Origin of the sequence: Microbacterium sp. NPDC057944 (assembly GCF_042887445.1) — a bacterium.
GTDB classification, from domain to species: domain Bacteria; phylum Actinomycetota; class Actinomycetes; order Actinomycetales; family Microbacteriaceae; genus Microbacterium; species Microbacterium natoriense.
The window spans coordinates 1-12,912 of record NZ_JBHVPJ010000001.1 but is presented as its reverse complement, the minus strand read 5'-3'; the positions used below and the strand labels follow the sequence as shown (position 1 = coordinate 12,912).

Below are 12,912 nucleotides of genomic sequence, written 5' to 3'. Positions count from 1 at the left end.
CAGGGATAGCCGTATCAGTCTTCGGAGAGCATCCTCGGCAGATATCCGAGTGCGTCGAGGCGGCGCACGACTCTCGGGGCGAGAGGGCCGCTCGACAGGACGAGACGGTAGAACCTGGGACCTTCGTCGGCTTGGGTGAGTAAACCGCGCGTGATCAGCGAACCGATGGCGCGAGAGCGCGCTGAAGGGCTTCCCGGAAGAGCGTCCTGCAGATCGCCGGCCTTCACGACGCCCAGGGACGCGACCCGATTCAGCGCGGCTTCTTCTTCTGTTGAGATCAGACCGTCGCGCTGGAGACTGGCAAGAGCCGGTCGGATGAGTTCGTTGCTGACGTAGTCGTTTCGTTCAAAGGTGACCAGTCGTGCGAGATCGTCTCGGATGCCGCGGGCGAAGAACGAGACCCAGGTCGTTGTGCCCTGCTCGCTTAGATCGTCTGCGGCTTCGAGGGCAGCGATGTATGCCTCACGGTCGTTACCGAACACGGCTGTGGGATTGAGCGAGCTATGACCGCCGGACGCGAAGATGGTTCGCCGGAGCATCGCGTAGGTGAACAGGCGAGAGACACGTCCGTTCCCGTTGCGGAACGGGTGGACCCAGACGAATCGATGATGCGCGAGTGCGACCTGGAGCATCTGCTCATGGGGCGGGCGATGGGCGTTCGCGAAGTCCAGGAGCTCAGTCATCTCCGCGTGGACGAGCACCCAGGAAGGCGGAGTGTGAAGCGAGTTCGTGATCGCGACGTCTACTTCGCGATAGCTTCCCGGATTCGGGTCGCCCTCCCTGATGAGACCGTTCACGGTCCGTGAGTGCAACTCGCGGATGAAGGAGTGGGTGAGCGGTTCGGATGGGTCGATGGTGTCGATGAAGCGCGCAGTCGTCGCGATGTTCCGAATCTCACGGAGGGAGTCGGTCGGAGTTGACTGGCCGATCTGATCGAGTGCATCGTAGACCGTTGTATGGTTGCCCTCGATGCGGGCTGAGATGACGCTCATCACCGTGTCGAAGAGCTGGTGCAACTCTACGTAGGTATCGATCGGGATGTCTCCCGAACCGATGTCGGAACGCAGGCGTTCGACCTCGAAGAGAGCGGCAACGAGATCGGAGCCGAAGTCGAGTCGCGGGAGAGCATACTTTGTCATGTCTTCGCAGTTTCTTGCGGGCGTGAATGTGATTTATTGCACTGTAGCAAGATTTTCCCCGAGATCACGGGGATCTTGGAACCGCTGTGCCGGTGACTATTTGCCAATGATGGGTGAAGGTACTTGCGAGATCGTCTTCGGAGTCCTCGCCGCCACGGGCTTCGCGCGGCGGAGGGCGGCGAGCACGGGGCGGCCGATCAGCGCGACGCCCACGATCGTCGTGATCGCGCGCAGGGTGTCCCAGCCCGCGCTCGAGGTGACGAGCGAGTACAGCAGGAAGCTGCCGAGGTTCTGCCCGATCGGCGCACCCGGCGCGTAGGAGATGGCCGTGCCCGATCCGATCGCGAAGGGCCAGAACCACAGGTTCAGCAGCAGGCCGAACAGGTAGGAGGCGAGGGCTCCGTATGCGCACAGCATCACGATCTCGCCCCAGCCCCGGACTCTGCGGGGGAGGAGCCCGGCTCCCGCTCCCACCCAGGCGCACGCGAACATCTGGAAGGGCGTCCATGGGCCGAACCCGCCGAACACGGTCGACGACAGCAGGATGGTGGACACCCCGAGCAGCATGCCGAACCGGGCGCCGAAGGCGCGACCGGCGAGCACGAGCAGGATGAACACGGCCTCGACGCCGCCCACGCCGGTGCTCGCGATGCGCAGGGCCGTGCCGATCGCCGCGAGCACGCCGAGGTACGCGAGCACGTGCGCTGATCGCACGGTCTGGTCGAGGGCCGCGACGGCGACGACCACGGCGATCGGCGCGAGGGCGAGAGCGACCCACGGGACCGCCGCGTCGGCCTGCGCGGGCACCGCCGCGGCGACGAAGGGCCAGGTGAAGGATGCCAGGGCGACGAGGTTCGCGGCGAGAAGCGTGAGCGGTGTCCAGTGCGCGGCGGGACGGGGAGTGGCAGACCCTGCCACGCGCCCACCGGTCACGCGGGGCGAGCGAGCCGGAGCGGGGGAGCCGGCCACGGCATCCGCCGCTCGCGAATCCGTGCGCAGCGCCGTGTCGATCTGCGATGCACGGCTCTTGCCCGCCCGCTCGACGAGAGAGGGCAGAGACGGCGCTGCGACGGATGCCGGGACGATGCCCTCCCGCATCGGCAGCACCCGCGCGCCGAGTGCCGCCGCGAAATCGGCGTCGTGCGTCGCCATGAGCACGGCGGCGCCGGCATCCGCCGCCTGCTCCAGCGCGGAGCGCACCTGCTCGCGGGCGCGGGAGTCGAGTCCCCGCGTGGGCTCGTCGATCATCAGCGCCTCGGGGGAGCGCGCGAGCTGCAGGGCGATCGCTAGGCACCTGCGCTCGCCGAGGGAGAGATCTCGGGGATGCCGCGGCATCCGCTCTGCGAGACCTGCGGCGTCGAGGCTGAGGAATGCCGCGAATCGGTCGGCCGTGGACGTGGGGGAGTGGATGCCGTGCCGCTGCGCCGAGCGGTCGGCCCGCGCGCACTCGGCGGCGACGGTGTCGCGCGTGAACAGATCGTCGGAGGCGTCCGGGACGAGCACGGGGGCGCCGACGACCTCCAGGCCGCGCGGCGGCAGGGCCAGGGCCGTGAGCAGAGACGACTTGCCCGCGCCGTTCGGTCCGATCAGCGCGGCGATCTCGCCGTTCCCGAGAGCGAGGGAGGCGTCGTGCACCGCGACGACGTCGCCGTGGGCGATGCGGACGTGCGACGCCGCGAGGACAGGCGACGGAGACGCTGACTGAGGGAGAGGGCCCGACGCGGTGCCGTGCGGTGCAGGTTCCGGAAGGACGATGTTCGGTGTCATGCTGCGCTCGGTGGACCCCGTCGACACCGTGCCCTGCTCGATCGACCGCCACCCGTCGGCGACGCCGTCGAACGCGGCTGTCCTGTGCTCGGCGACGAGCACGCAGGCTCTGCCCTCGTGCGCCAGGGCGTCCAGAGCGTCGACGACGCGCACGCGCGCCTCTGCGTCCAGATCGGCGAGCGGCTCATCCACGAGCAGCAGGATCGGCTGCTCGATCACCGCGGCGGCGATCGCGACCATCGTCGCCTCCCCCGCGGAGAGCGTGTGCACGGAGCGGTCCCGCAGGCCGGCGATGTCCAGGCGCTCCATCACCTCGTCGACGCGGGCGCTCACGATCACGGCGGCGACGCCGCGCAGCTGCAGCGACAGGCCGATCTCGTCGCGGACGAGCTCGCTGCAGAACGCCTCACGGGGGTTCTGCAGCACCACGCCGACCAGCCGCGAGGAGTCGCGCGGCGGCATCCGCCGTCGGTCCCGGCCTGCGACCTCGACGACGCCCGTCGACCAGCCCCCGTCGACGTGGTCCACGAGGCCGGCGAGCCCGCGCAGCAGCGTCGACTTGCCCGAGCCGGTCGGTCCGGTGACGACGGTGAGCGCTCCGGTGCCGAGGGCGAGCTCGGGCACGGTCAGCACCGCGTCGTCGCCGAACCCGAACGCCGCCTCCTGCAGCCGGACCGGGCTCGTGCACTCCCCGTCGACGGGATCGCCGCCGAAGCCGCGCAGCTCCAGCCCGTTCGCGACGGCGGCGGCGCGCTCGAGAGTGCGTTCGAGCACCGGCACCAGCATCCGCGGTCCCGGCTTCTCGCCGCGCAGCCGCTGGGCGGTGTGCACCGTGCGCACGGCCTGACCGAGCCCGGGGAGCGTGGACCAGGCGACGGCGAGAGCGCGGGCGATGCCGCGCAGCGGACCGCGCCTCGCGAGCAGCCCGAACGCTCTGGACACGTCGAAGACCGCGTTCAGCAGCCCGAACAGCAGGATGACGGCGGCGATCGGCAGTGCGGACAGCGCGGCATCCGCGAGTCCGTCGACCGTCACGGGGCCGAGGAGCGTCACCCAGCTGAACGGCGCGGGGAGACGGATCGCGGGCAGCGGGAGCAGCACGACGCCGCTGCCGGCGGCTCCGTTGAAGAGCACGCGATAGAGGATGCGGGCGACGACGAACACCGCCGCCAGCCCCGCCGCCGCGCGCAGCGGGCCGGGTCTCAGTCTGAGCCGGCCCGCATCGCTCACGACGCGGGTGCGGCGGGAGCGCCGTTCAGCGTGAAGAGCAGCTCGACGCTGTCGCCGGGGTTGAGCTCGAGGGCGGAGAGACCCGTCTGCGCGTAGTCCCACGTGCCGCCGGCGGGCTTGACCCACAGGCCCCAGTACGCGGCGGCCGGAGGCATGTCGGCGCAGGTCTCGTGGTAGGCGGCGCCGTCGTCGCCGGTCAGCTCGGTGTCTTCGGCGGGCACGCCGTTCACACGGCAGATCACGTCGTCGGGGTACGTCGTGGTGCCGACGGTGGTGAACCCGGCTTCGGAGACGGCATCCGTCCCCAGGATCTTCCCGTCCGTGTCGACGCAGACCGAGGAGGAGGGATCGTCGGAGACGTCGAGGTCGCCCGTGTCGACGACCACGGTCACCCCGGCGCACGACTCAGCAGACGCGGTCGACGAGGACGACGGCGACGACGTGGGCTCGGAGGAGGGCGCCGGCGGCGTACAGGCGGTCAACGCGAGTGTCAGGGCGGATGCCGCGACGAGGGACAGGGCGAGGTGGCGGGTCTTCGGGGTCACCGTTACACCCTACGGAATCAGGGACATCTCGCCCGTCCGTCGTGTCACATTCGGCCGCGCCCTGTCGCGCGGGGGCCTCAGCTTAGGCGCTTCTGCAGCTCGCCCATCCGTTCCCGAGGGCGGAAGCCGAGCAGGGTGTTCACGGCGAGCATGTGCGCATTGGACTCCGCGTTGTACGTGTACACGCAGGGGGTCCCCGGTGACTCGTGCTGCAGCATCCTGAGGTTCGCGATCTTGACGGCCGTTCCCAGCCGGTGCCCTCGATCCTCACGGCGCACGAGCGTGCCCCACTGGTAGGCGTTGCCGTCGTCGCCCGAGACCACGATCTGCGTGTAGGCGGCGACCGTGCCGTCCGGGGCCAGCGCGACGGTGCCGAAGGAGATGCGGCGCTGCAGCACGAGCAGGTCCTCGGTCTCGCGGATGTCGGCGACGTCCGGCGTCGCCGGCTCGATGTCGAGCTCGCCGCTGGGGGCCTCGGTCTCGACCGACGCCTCCAGCGCCGCCCAGCCGTCGACCACCTCGTCGGGCACCGGGCCGATCCAGCTCCGCAGCGTGTAGCCCTCATCGGGGACTCCGACCTGCAGTCGGTCGAGCAGCGTGGGGTCGACGGGCAGTTCCAGTCGGTTCTGCACGTCGCCGAGAGCGAGGGCGTAGCCGTGGCGACGCGCGAACTCGCGACCCGGTGAACCGGCGCCGTCAGGTCCGAGCTCGTACAGCCAGCTCGTCGTGGACTGCGCAGTGGTGCGTCCGGCCGCCGCGGCCTCGCCTTCGAGGAACGCCAGTGCCTGCGAGCCGTGGCCGCGACGACGATGACGGGGCGGCACCCCGAGGCCGAGGTGCGCTACGTGCGTGTTGTCCTTGAGGGGCAGCGCGAGGCTCGCGGCGCCGACGCACTCGCCGTCCGCGTGCAGCAGGTAGGTCCGCCGCTCCACGGCCGACGAGTCCTGCTGCAGCTCGCGCCTGGTCTCCTCGCGGGTCCATACCGGGGTGCCCTTCGCGCGGTCGGCGCGCTCGGCCGCGGCGTACGCGTCCCACCACTCGTCGACCGTCGCATCGTCGAAAGGGTCGATCCGGATGATCTCGAGACTCATCCCTCCACGCTACCCGGCCCCTCTCCTGCCTCGGCAGGTGGGGAGCAGAGGAGGAGTCTCATCAATGTGCGCTTGACTATAGTGTGTGACGCACAGTAATGTGATGGGCATGAACGAGACGCTCGACACGCACCTGCAGGAACTGCGGCGCGGCACCGTCGTCCTTGCCTGCCTGCAGCTGCTGCGCACGCCCGGCTACGGCTACGGACTGCTCGAAGAGCTGGAGGCGCGCGGCTTCGCGACCGACGCGAACACGCTGTACCCGCTGCTCCGCAGGCTGGAGAAGCAGGAGTACCTCACCAGCGAGTGGAACACCGAAGAGGCCAGGCCCCGCAAGTTCTACCGCACCTCGGATGCCGGCATCCGGCTCGCCGACACCCTCACCGACGAATGGCGATCGCTCACCACCGCGATCTCCGCCCTCACCGCAGAGGAGAACTGACATGACCACGACAGCCACTCTCACCGAGCGCTACATCGCCGCCACGATCAAGGGCCTGCGACCCGAGACGCAGGACGACGTGCGGGCGGAGCTCGAAGCCTCCATCGCCGATGCGATCGAGGCGCGCCTCGACCAGGGCGAGGCGCCGGATGACGCAGAGCGCGCCGTCCTCACGGAGCTCGGCGACCCCGGCATCCTCGCAGCCGGGTACGCGGATCGTCCTCTGCACCTGATCGGCCCGCGCTTCTACCTCACGTGGTGGCGGCTGCTGAAGCTGCTGCTGGCGATCGTCCCGGTGTGCGTGCTCGGCGCCGTCGCCCTCGGGCAGACGATCTCGGGCGCGGCTGTGGGCGAGGTCATCTCGACCTCGATCGTCGCGACCGGTGGCGCGATCATGCACATCTGCTTCTGGACGACCCTCGTGTTCGTCATCCTCGAGCGCACCGGGAGCACGACGGCGATCGACGAGTGGGATCTCGACAAGCTGCCCGAGATCACCGACGACGGGGTGGGGCGCAGCGAGCTGATCGCCTCGCTCGTCTTCCTCGGCATCGCGGCCGGTGCGCTGCTCTGGGACCGCTTCCGTGGCTTCGTCCCCGGTGAGTCGCTGCCGATCCTCGACCCGGCCCTGTGGCCGTGGGGCATCAGCGTCCTGTTCGCGCTCATCGTGGCCGAGACCGTGTTCGCCGTCGTCGTGTTCCGTCGCGGCTGGAGCACCGGGCTGGCCCTGGTCAACACCGTCCTGGCGCTGGCCTTCCTCGCCTGGACGCTCGTCCTTCTGCTGGGCGGGCAGCTCGTCAACCCGGACTTCCTCTCGTACATCGTCGCCGCGGGCGGGGAGGGGTTCGCGGCCGGCGATGCCGGGGCCGCAGGCGAAGGCGGCGTCTTCCGCATCCTCGCCGTCCTCCTCGGGTTCGGCGTCGCGATCGGCGTCGGGTGGGACATCGTCGACGGATGGCTCAAGACCGTCCGCCGCAGCCGCCGCTGACGGCATCCACGGCGGAAGGCGCTGTTCCCCGGGGAGCAGCGCCTTCCGCATGTCCACGCGGCCACGGGAATAGGCTGGATGCCGTGACCACACCCTTCGTCTCCGACCTGTTCGATCCCGAGGAGTGGGTGCTCGCGCCCGGTGCCGAGGACTACACCGACATCACGGCGCACGTCACGCACGACGGCGGGGTCGCGCGCATCGCGTTCAACCGGCCAGAGGTGCGCAACGCGTTCCGTCCGCACACGGTCGACGAGCTGTACCGCGCCCTCGACATCGCCCGACAGGACCCGCGCATCGGAGCCGTGCTGCTCACGGGCAACGGCCCCAGCCCGAAGGACGGCGGCTGGGCGTTCTGCTCCGGCGGCGACCAGCGCATCCGCGGACGCGACGGCTACAAGTACTCCGATTCAGAGACCACCGTGCACGACTCCGCACGAGGCGGGCGGCTGCACATCCTCGAGGTGCAGCGGCTCATCCGCTTCATGCCCAAGGTCGTCATCGCGGTCATCCCCGGGTGGGCCGCGGGGGGCGGGCACTCGCTGCACGTCGTGTGCGACCTCTCGGTGGCATCGGCCGAGGAGGCGCGCTTCAAGCAGACGGATGCCGACGTCGGCAGCTTCGACGCGGGATACGGCTCGGCGTACATGGCGCGGCAGACGGGCCAGAAGATCGCGCGCGAGGTGTTCTTCCTCGCCGAGGAGTACTCGGCGCAGCGCGCGTACGAGATGGGCGCGGTCAACCGCGTCGTGCCGCACGCGGAGCTGGAGCGCGAAGCGCTCGCGATGGCCAGGACGGTGCTCACCAAGTCGCCGACCGCGATCCGCATGCTGAAGTTCGCCTTCAACGCCGTCGACGACGGACTCGTCGGCCAGCAGGTGTTCGCGGGGGAGGCGACCCGTCTCGCCTACGGCACGGACGAGGCCGTGGAGGGCCGCGACTCCTTCCTCGAGAAGCGCGCTCCCGACTGGTCGTCCTTCCCGTATCACTACTGATCCCGCTCATGGTCTCGACGATCTTCGACCCTCTCCACCCCGGCATCGTGGGGGAGAAGCCCCGTGCTCGGCGGGGTGACCGATGATCGCGCTCAGTCCCACGGATGCCGACGACCCGGTCGCGCTGCGTGAGGCGCTGGCCCGGGCGCTCGACGGCGGACCCGCTCTGGGATTCGGCATGCTCGACGGGGCCCCTGAGCGCGTGCCCGACGGCACGGCCGCGGTCATCGCGACCTCCGGGTCGAGCGGCATCCCGAAGCGGGTGGTCCTGAGCGGGGAGGCGCTGCGTTCCAGCGCCGAGGCCACCGGGTCGCGGATCGGCAGCGGACGCTGGCTGCTCGCCCTCCCCGCGACCTATGTGGCCGGGCTCCAGGTGCTCGTCCGCTCCGTCGTCGCCGGCACCGAGCCCGCCGTGCTCGAGGGGCGGTTCTCGGCGGAGACGTTCGCCCAGACCACGCTGTCCATGCTGCGAACGGGGGAGGAGAGGCTCTACACCTCCCTCGTGCCCGCGCAGCTCGCGACGCTGCTGGACGCCGCGGAGAGCACCCCCGTCCGTGCGGCGCTGCAGGCCTACCGCGCCATCCTGGTCGGCGGTCAGGCGCTGCCGGAGCCGCTCCGCGACCGTGCGGGAGAGCTCGGCGCGCGCCTGGTCCGCACCTACGGATCGAGCGAGACGAGCGGGGGCTGCGTGTACGACGGCGAGCCCCTCGACACGGTCGCCGTCCGCTCCGTCGACGGAGAGCTGCACATCGCCGGCCCCATGCTCGCCGACGGCTACCTCGGAGACGAGGAGCTCACCGCCCGCGCCTTCACCCGAGACGAGCACGGCATCCGCTGGTACCGCACCGGCGACCTCGGACTGGTGGAGGACGGCATCGTGCGGGTGCACGGTCGGGCGGACAATGTGATCGTGTCCGGAGGCATCAACATCTCCCTCGACCGGGTCGAGCGGATCGTCCGGCGCGTCCCCGGACTCAGCGGCGCCGTCGTCGTCGGCGTCGCGGACGAGCGCTGGGGCGAGGCGTCCGTCATCGTCGCCGCCCGCGGTGAAGCGCTCCGCCGCAGCGAGTCCGAGCAGCTCGCCCACGCGAGGGATGCCGTCGCCGACGAGCTCGGCAGGCACGCGCGCCCCGCGCGGCTCATCCTCGTCGACGAGCTCGACGTCCTGACCTCGGGCAAGCCCGACCGCGAGTCGATCCGCAAGGCCGTCTCCGAGCTGCGCTGATCGTCGCCGTGGCGGGCGCGGTCCCCGGCAGGTGCCAGACTGGAGCATGGCCACGTACACGCATGGACACCACTCGTCCGTCCTCCGCTCCCACAGCAGCCGCGACATCTCGAACTCCGCCGAGTACCTCCGCCCGCACCTCACCCCGTCGACGCGGCTCCTCGACGTCGGGGCCGGTCCCGGATCGATCACGGTCGACTTCGCCGGACTCGTGGCCCGCGTCACGGCCACGGAGATCGACGAGAACGCCCTGGGGCTGTCGCGCGGGCTCGCGGAGAGCCGGGGCGTCGCGAACATCGACTTCTCGGTCGAGGACGTGCACGCCCTGAGCTTCGCCGACGACAGCTTCGACGTGGTGCACGCGCACCAGGTGCTGCAGCACGTCGGTGACCCGGTGCAGGCGCTGCGGGAGATGCGCAGGGTCACCGTGCCCGGCGGCGTCGTCGCGGCGCGGGACGCCGACTACGCGGGCTTCCACTGGTTCCCGATGCTGCCGGAGCTCGACCGCTGGCTCGACCTGTACCGGCGCGCGGCGCAGGCCAACGGTGGCGAGCCGGACGCCGGGCGACGTCTGCTGTCGTGGGCGCGCGCCGCCGGATTCGTCGACGTCACGGCGACGGCATCCACCTGGTGCTACGCGAACCCCGAGGATCGGGCGTGGTGGGGCGGCATGTGGGCCGACCGCATCCTGGAGTCCGCGCTGACCCGTCAGCTGCTCGACAGTGGCATGGCGACCGATGCAGAGCTGCGCGGCATCAGCGAGGCCTGGCATCGCTGGGCCGACGACGGCGACGGCTGGTTCCTCGTGCCGCACGGGGAGATCATCGCGCGCGCCTGAGGTTCACAGCTCCTCAAGAATCGGGCCGGGATGCGGCGACGGCGTCTTCGCGGCGCCCGAACATCGGAGTCTTGAGGAGTTGTGAACGCGGCTCGCCGGATACATCCGCAGACGGATGCGGCGTCCTGGCGCGGCCCCGTACCGTAGGAGGGTGTTCCGCCCCGTCTCCCGAGCCTGGCTCGTCGTCGACATCATCGGCGCCGTCTTCGGCTTCGTCGTCACCACCCCGCTGACGTTCATCGCCGGCTCCAGCTGGCTCAGCGCGTGGATCGGCGCGGAGCCGGTGGCCGTCGTGATGTACGTCATCGTCGGCCTCATCCTGTGGGGTGCCGCGGCGATCAGCCGTCTGTCTCCCACCCTCGCGATCGGCGTCGCCTGGTTCGGCGCCGTCGTGCAGATGGCGGCAGGGCTGCCTCCGAGCGCCTATGACGCGGGCATCCTCGTGGTGCTCTTCGCGACGGCCGCGTGGGGCACGCGGCGGATCCTCTGGATCGGCGGCGTCTCGGCGCTGGGCGGCGGGATCATCGGCGGCCTGTACTTCGCGGTCATCTGGTCGGGAGAGCTGCTGACGGATGCCGCGAGCACCATGCGCGCGGCGCTGATCGGCTCGCTGATGGCCTCCGTCTTCGTGCTCGCGATGGTGATGTCCTGGGGCACGGGGCTCCTCTGGCGCGTGGTGCTGAACGGACGGGAGACGCAGGTCGCCCGTGCCCAGGCCGAACTGCTGGCGGCCGAGGAGCAGGAGCGCGTGCGGATCGCGCGCGACATGCACGACATCGTGGCGCACTCGCTGGCCGTCGTGATCGCGCAGGCCGACGGCGCGCGGTATGCGGCGGCGGTGAAACCCGAGATGGCGACCGAGGCGCTGAGCACGATCGCGCAGACGGCTCGCGGGGCGCTGTCGGACGTGCGGCTGCTCCTCACCCAGCTGCGGCATCGGCAGGGAGACGGCCCTCAGCCGACCCTCGCCGACCTCGAGACGCTCTTCGCACAGGTGCGTCAGGCGGGCGTCGAACCGCGCATCACCGTCGATCCGATGCCTCCGGGGGAGCCGCCGGGGGCGATCCAGCTCGCCGTCTACCGGATCCTGCAGGAGGCGCTCACGAACGCCATCCGACACGGAGACGGCGCGGTCGACGTGCGGCTCGCGTGGCTCCCCGACCGCGTCGACGTCGTCGTCGCCAACGCCTTCGAGAAGGAGACCGCGCCGCTCGGGGGCGGCCACGGCGTCATCGGAATGCGTGAGCGCGCCCAGCTCGTGGGCGGTAGCCTTCAGGCGGGGCAGGAGGGCGAACGGTTCGTCGTGCGCGCCTCGCTTCCCATCGGAGGAGCCGCATGATCAGGGTCGTACTCGTCGATGACCAGGCGCTGTTCCGCGCCGGCATCCGTATGCTCGTCGCGTCGCAGCCCGACCTCGACGTCGTGGGCGAGGCGGGCGACGGGCGGGAGGCGATCGACGTCGTGCGGGCCACGCGCCCGGATGTCGTGCTGATGGACATCCGGATGCCGGTCATGGACGGCCTCACGGCCACCGCCGAGATCCTCACCCAGGCCGACGCCCCTCGCATCGTGATGCTGACGACCTTCGACCTCGACGAGGCGGCGGCCAGAGCCATCCGTCAAGGGGCCAGCGGGTTCCTCCTGAAGGACGCCGACCCCGAGTTCCTGCTCGCGGCGATCCGCACCGTGCACGGAGGGTCGAGCGTGATCGCGGCATCCGCCACCCGTGATCTCTTCGCGCACTTCGCCGAGGCTCCCAAGCCCGTCCCCGCGCAGTACGCCGACCTCACCGATCGGGAGAGGGAGATCTTCGCGCTCGCGGCGAGGGGCCTCTCGAACTCCGAGATCGCCGCGCGCGAGTACCTCAGCGAGGCGACCGTGAAGACGCACATCAGCAGGATCCTCACCAAGCTCTCCCTGCGCGACCGGGTGCAGCTCGTCGTGTTCGCGTTCGAGCACGGGCTCACCTGACCCGATCCGCGGTCCTGGGCGCCGAATGTCGGCGGGCGGGAGGATGCTGTCGTCATGACAGAACCTCTCGTCCCGATCCCCGTCCGCCTCGACATCGACACCGTCGCCCCGCATTTCTCCCGGGCGCTCGCCCATCTCGACAACGCGATGGTCCGCGAGCTCGACGCGGTGGGCTTCGAGAGCCGTCTGCGCGAGCTGGTGCGTCTCAGAGCCTCCCAGCTGAACGGCTGCAGCTACTGCGTCGAGCTGCACTCCGGCGATGCCCTCACGGCGGGCGACACCCCGCAGCGGATCAACGCGGTCGCGGTGTGGCGCGAGTCCCCGCTGTTCACCGCCCGCGATCGCGCCGCTCTCGCGCTGACCGAGAGCATCACGAGGACGTCGGAGACGCACGTCCCCGATGCTGACTGGGATGCGGCCGCCGCCGTCTTCTCGACCGAGGAGCTGGGGGCGCTCGTGGCGCTCATCGTCACGATCAACGCCTGGAACGCGGTCGGGGTGTCGACGCACGCCTGGGTGGGGTGACGGCCACAGGCGCTTGTGCGGGATGAAGGCCACAGACGCTTGTGTGGGGTGAAGGCCACAGATGCTTGTGGGGTGACTTGGAAAAACACGTGGGGATGGTGGCGGTTGCGCCGCAGGGGCGACGCGGCGGCGTGAGACAACGAAAATGACTCGAAG

Annotated in this window: 12 protein-coding genes; 8 read left to right on the top strand and 4 right to left on the bottom strand. The window is 70.5% G+C overall.

The genetic code is table 11. From position 1 onward, the window contains the following. Window positions 1–14: 14 nt before the first annotated feature. The 4 genes from ACFVRO_RS00060 to ACFVRO_RS00045 form a co-directional block, all read right to left on the bottom strand. A complete protein-coding gene (locus ACFVRO_RS00060; RefSeq protein WP_386947893.1) occupies window positions 15–1,139 on the bottom strand; it encodes a Fic family protein in 1,125 nt (374 codons plus the stop codon). A 96-nt stretch (window positions 1,140–1,235) separates the two neighbouring features. Then, window positions 1,236–4,136 carry an ATP-binding cassette domain-containing protein gene (locus ACFVRO_RS00055; RefSeq protein WP_386947891.1) on the bottom strand — a complete coding sequence of 967 codons (2,901 nt, stop codon included), beginning with the start codon at window positions 4,134–4,136 and terminating at the stop codon, window positions 1,236–1,238. After that, a complete protein-coding gene (locus ACFVRO_RS00050; protein WP_223587023.1) occupies window positions 4,133–4,681 on the bottom strand; it encodes a hypothetical protein in 549 nt (182 codons plus the stop codon). Before ACFVRO_RS00050 ends, ACFVRO_RS00055 begins: the two co-directional genes overlap by 4 nt. A gap of 77 nt (window positions 4,682–4,758) precedes the next feature. Further along, complete coding sequence (locus ACFVRO_RS00045; RefSeq protein ID WP_386947888.1) at window positions 4,759–5,772, bottom strand: GNAT family N-acetyltransferase; 1,014 nt, start codon at window positions 5,770–5,772, stop codon at window positions 4,759–4,761. A gap of 109 nt (window positions 5,773–5,881) precedes the next feature. On the opposite strand from ACFVRO_RS00045, the gene ACFVRO_RS00040 reads away from it, so the two are divergent. The 8 genes from ACFVRO_RS00040 to ACFVRO_RS00005 all read left to right on the top strand — a co-directional run bounded on the left by ACFVRO_RS00040 (window position 5,882) and on the right by ACFVRO_RS00005 (window position 12,756). Beyond that, window positions 5,882–6,214 carry a PadR family transcriptional regulator gene (locus ACFVRO_RS00040; RefSeq protein ID WP_105676085.1) on the top strand — a complete coding sequence of 111 codons (333 nt, stop codon included), beginning with the start codon at window positions 5,882–5,884 and terminating at the stop codon, window positions 6,212–6,214. Between the two features lies 1 nt (window position 6,215). Next, window positions 6,216–7,202: a permease prefix domain 1-containing protein gene (locus ACFVRO_RS00035; protein ID WP_386947885.1), complete on the top strand. Its 987-nt coding sequence runs from the start codon at window positions 6,216–6,218 to the stop codon at window positions 7,200–7,202. 83 nt (window positions 7,203–7,285) lie between these two features. Next, the gene (locus tag ACFVRO_RS00030) at window positions 7,286–8,197 is read left to right on the top strand and encodes a 1,4-dihydroxy-2-naphthoyl-CoA synthase (protein WP_105676036.1); all 912 of its coding nucleotides are present in this window, start codon (window positions 7,286–7,288) and stop codon (window positions 8,195–8,197) included. Window positions 8,198–8,279: 82 nt separating this feature from the next. After that, window positions 8,280–9,422 carry an AMP-binding protein gene (locus tag ACFVRO_RS00025; protein ID WP_386947882.1) on the top strand — a complete coding sequence of 381 codons (1,143 nt, stop codon included), beginning with the start codon at window positions 8,280–8,282 and terminating at the stop codon, window positions 9,420–9,422. Window positions 9,423–9,468: 46 nt separating this feature from the next. Then, window positions 9,469–10,260: a class I SAM-dependent methyltransferase gene (locus ACFVRO_RS00020; RefSeq protein WP_386947880.1), complete on the top strand. Its 792-nt coding sequence runs from the start codon at window positions 9,469–9,471 to the stop codon at window positions 10,258–10,260. Between the two features lie 151 nt (window positions 10,261–10,411). Next, window positions 10,412–11,599 carry a sensor histidine kinase gene (locus ACFVRO_RS00015; RefSeq protein WP_386947877.1) on the top strand — a complete coding sequence of 396 codons (1,188 nt, stop codon included), beginning with the start codon at window positions 10,412–10,414 and terminating at the stop codon, window positions 11,597–11,599. Next, a complete protein-coding gene (locus ACFVRO_RS00010) occupies window positions 11,596–12,231 on the top strand; it encodes a response regulator (protein WP_386947874.1) in 636 nt (211 codons plus the stop codon). Before ACFVRO_RS00015 ends, ACFVRO_RS00010 begins: the two co-directional genes overlap by 4 nt. A gap of 54 nt (window positions 12,232–12,285) precedes the next feature. After that, window positions 12,286–12,756, top strand: coding sequence for a carboxymuconolactone decarboxylase family protein (locus ACFVRO_RS00005; RefSeq protein WP_386947871.1), 471 nt, complete (start codon window positions 12,286–12,288; stop codon window positions 12,754–12,756). Window positions 12,757–12,912 lie beyond the last annotated feature (156 nt).